The 305-nt window shown below is 49.8% G+C and carries 1 protein-coding gene; it reads left to right on the top strand.

Annotation, left to right across the window (positions count from 1 at the left end; all coding sequences use genetic code 11):
• A partial coding sequence (locus tag ACO0LF_RS31700; RefSeq protein WP_423021421.1) for a PAS domain-containing protein occupies positions 1-305 on the top strand: 305 nt, incomplete at both ends.

Here is a 305-nt window from a genome sequence, read left to right as displayed (position 1 = left end):
CCTCCAAAGCTACAATGCAGCACTCAACGCCCGAAAACCTTTCACAATAGAGTACCGTCTGCGTCAATATGACGGGGAGTTCCGCTGGTTGATTGATAATGGTGTACCGCGCTTCACGTCGGCAGGCAAGTTCGACGGTTATGTCGGCTCGTGCATTGATGTAACGGAATACAAAAATGCCGAAAGCAAATTACGAGATGCAGATCGCAAAAAGGACGAGTTTCTTGCAACATTGGCGCACGAACTCCGCAATCCTTTGGCTCCGATCCGTAGTGGCCTGCAATTGATGCAGCTGATTGGGGTAA

The sequence above is a fragment of the Undibacterium sp. Di27W genome (genome assembly GCF_049340345.1).
Classification (GTDB): domain Bacteria; phylum Pseudomonadota; class Gammaproteobacteria; order Burkholderiales; family Burkholderiaceae_D; genus Undibacterium.
Note: the sequence above shows the minus strand (reverse complement) of the source record. Positions and strands in the feature narration are given on the sequence as shown.